This is a genomic window from Candidatus Obscuribacterales bacterium, assembly GCA_036703605.1.
Lineage (GTDB): Bacteria > Cyanobacteriota > Cyanobacteriia > RECH01 > RECH01 > RECH01.
Genome location: DATNRH010000303.1, coordinates 1 through 3,553 on the forward strand (window position 1 = coordinate 1; position 3,553 = coordinate 3,553).

General features: G+C 53.7%; 2 protein-coding genes. Both read left to right on the forward strand.

What is annotated here, in order from left to right; translation table 11 throughout:
• Positions 1–1,102 (forward strand): exonuclease SbcCD subunit D (locus V6D20_06390; GenBank protein HEY9815415.1); only part of this gene is annotated, 1,102 nt, incomplete at its 5' end.
• Between the two features lie 548 nt (positions 1,103–1,650).
• Positions 1,651–3,553, forward strand: a 1,903-nt coding sequence (locus V6D20_06395) for a PAS domain S-box protein (GenBank protein HEY9815416.1), incomplete at its 3' end; no start/stop codon positions are given.

Genomic DNA, 3,553 nt, shown 5'->3' on the forward strand with positions numbered 1-3,553 from the left:
TGTGCAAGAAGCCTTTGCCCAGCAGTTTCGTCGCTTGGTAGATGCGGATATTCCCACGGTGCTGCTGGTGGGCAACCATGACCAACATGCCCAAGGACAAGGTGGAGCCAGCCTTTGCATCTACCGTACCTTGGGCGTACCGGGGTTTGTGGTGGGCGATCGCCTCGAAACCCACCCCATCACTACCCGCCACGGCGATGTACAGGTGATTACTCTGCCGTGGTTGACGCCATCGACCTTGTTGACCCGTCCACAAACCGAGGGACTATCGTTGGCCGAGGTGAATCATCTGCTGATCGATCGCCTGCGGGTAGCTCTAGAAGGCGAAATCCGACAGCTTGACCCCACTATCCCCACCATTCTCCTCGCCCATCTGATGACCGATACGGCCTGCTATGGAGCGGAGCGCTTTCTGGCGGCGGGCAAAGGGTTTACGGTACCCATGCCCCTGCTGACCCGCCCTTGTTTTGACTACGTGGCCCTGGGGCATGTGCATCGCCACCAAGTGCTGTGCCAGGATCCGCCGGTAGTCTATCCCGGTAGTATTGAGCGGGTAGACTTTAGCGAGGAAGCGGAGGACAAAGGCTATGTAATGGTTAACCTAGAGCGAGGACGAGCAGAGGTGCAGTTTTGTCCCCTGCCGGTGCGTCCATTCCACACCCTGCGGGTCAATCTTTGTGATGCGGCTATGCCCCAAACCAAGCTGCTGGAGGCGATCGCCCGTGCTCCCATTCAAAATGCGGTGGTGCGGCTCATGTATCAGATCCACGCCGACCAAATCGATGCTCTCGATGCTGCGGCGCTGCATACGGCCCTAGAAGCTGCCCATACTTACACGATTCATCCTGAGCTAATCAGCCAACTTGCCCGTCCACGCCTACCCGAACTACGGAGCGATCGCAGCCTGGATCCCCTAGATGTATTGGAAACCTATATTGCTAGCCGAGATGATTTGCGCGATCTGGGTAGCGACATGATGGCGGCGGCGCTGGCGTTGCTCAACGATGATGACCCCGCTTGGACGGAGGTGGAGCCGAGTCTCGATGAGCCGCTTCCCAAACATCAAGACGAACCCAACACCGCACAATTACGGTTACTGTGACCAATTATACGTTGACGAGTCATACCTTAGCTAAGTGCAGCTGGGGTGTCGGTACAATCTCAGATAACAGATGGGCGATCGCCTGGGATTTCCCAGTTCCTACGGATAGTGTTTTTAGGGCTAACAAGCTTTGATAGGCCTAAGGTCTTAGCGAGGTACATGCGTTAGGCTAAAACTAGAACTTACCAATCATCATCTATTCGTCTGTCCCACGATCTACCCTACGATCTGGTTCCTCATGACCAGCTCCTCATGTCTAACCAAGCATGTTGGATACCTTAGGTTGGGCTCCTATTGGTTTGGATCCAAACCAATAGGAGCACCTGATTTGGAGCGCCTATTTGAGAGCCAACGGTTAGGAGCACACCGTTACGATCACCGAGCCTAGATGGATAACGTTAACTGATATACCCACGAGGAACAGCTTCTTAGATTGTGTTCCATAGGAAGCTGCTGTACGTTCTAGTCTGGATTGTGTCAGCCATGGCTCATCTAGTATTGATGATTTTGATGACTACCCGCGATCGCGCCGTCTCACTGCAGCGTCCATGACCTATCCGCTATCCCCCTCTGTTTCGGCGGAAGATCCCTTATCTTCCTCATCCTGTTCATCCTTGGCAGCCCAACTGCAAGCTAGCGATCGCACCTATCGCACCCTCATTGACCGCATGAAAGAAGGGGTGGTGATTGTCGATGGAGACGGCATCATTCAGTTTGTCAACCAACGCTATTGCCAGATGCTGGGGTATGCGTCTGCAGATCTGATTGGCTGCCATGAGTCAACGCTGGTGATACCCGACCATCGCGACAGCCTGGCGCAAAAATCTGCGCTGCGCCAACAGGGGATCAGCGATCAATATGAACTGCAGGTCAAGACGCGATCGGGGGATCCCCTTTGGTGTCTTGTCAGCGGTAGCCCTTTTGTGGATGATGCCATGGGCATTCACGGGTCGATGGGCATGTTGATCGACATCACAGAACGCAAGCAAGCTGAACTAGCCTTGCAGAAAAGTGAAGCAAAGCAGCGTGCTTTATTAGAAGCCATACCTGATCTCATTCTTGAGTTGGATGGCAACGGCACCTACCTCAATATCTTTGTTGCGCCAGACTTTCCTTTTATTGGCAATCTAGACAATCCTGTAGGTAAAAATCTGGTCGATCAACTGCCACGCGATATGGCTAATGAACGCCTGCACTATATTCGCCAAGCCATCGATACAGAAAAACTTCAGGTTTATGAATACGACACGGCTGGTCCTCAAGGCATCATCCATGAAGAAGCACGGGTGGTGAAAAGTGGGGCAGATGAGGTGCTGGTGATTGTCCGAGATATGACCGAGCGCAAGCGCATGGAATCCAATCTACGAGACCTCACGCGGCTTCAGCAGGCGATTCTCGACCATGCTGATTTCACCATCTTATCGACGGATACCCAGGGACGGATTCAAACCATGAATGCGACGGCCCAGCGCCTCTTGGGCTATGACGCCCAGGCGTTAATTGGTCAGACAACGCCGTTGCTGTTCTATTGCCCGGCAGAAGTGCGGAGACGGGCGATCGCGTTATCCATCGCTTTAGAACAATCCGTAGTACCAAGCTTTGATGTGTTGGTGACGCCCCTGTCTGCCGATGATCCCAAAGAACAGGATTGGACCTACATCAGTCGTACGGGCGATCGCATTCCCATGGCAGTGTCTGCAACAGCGTTACACAATCCCCAGGGAGACTGCACTGGCTATTTGCTGATCGGGCGCAATATGTCTGTGCAGCGCTGTCTAGATGGCGAACGGCGAAAACTGGCGTCAGTTGTAGAAAATAGCTCGGAATTGGTGGGTATTCTGTCCCTGCATGGCCCGCTGGAGTTTCTCAACCGGGCTGGTCAGCAGTTGTTGGGCTTAGAAACCGGGGCGATCCTGCAGCTTGCGGATTTGATCCATCCTCAGGATCAGGTGGTGCTATCAAGCCGTATGATACCGATCCTGCGAGCAGAAGGATCTTGGCACGGGGAGATCAACCTGCGCCATGCCATCACCCAGGCGACCATTCCAGTATTGCTGAACGCATTTTGGCTCGATCACACGGACTCCAACGTTTCCCCCCAAGTGGCGATCGTGGCCCAAGATATTACAGAACTGAAGCAAGTGGCGTCGGCTCTCTCCTCTGCCCAGACGCAGTTTCGACGGCTGTTTGCCAACGTTCCTGGCATGATCTTCCAATACATTCGCCATGGGGACGGTCAGCAGTCGTTTCCGTTTATTGGCTATCAATGTATTCGCATTTTTGGGCTCGATCGCTATGTCTTCCAAAGCAATCCGTCTCTGTTTTGGAGCATGGTGCATCCCGATGATCATGCGCGAGTGGCCCAAGCTCTCGACTATTCCCAGACTAGCCAACTGCCGATGCAGCAAGAGTGGCGGATGGTGTTGCCTACGGGACAGATTTGCTGGGTGC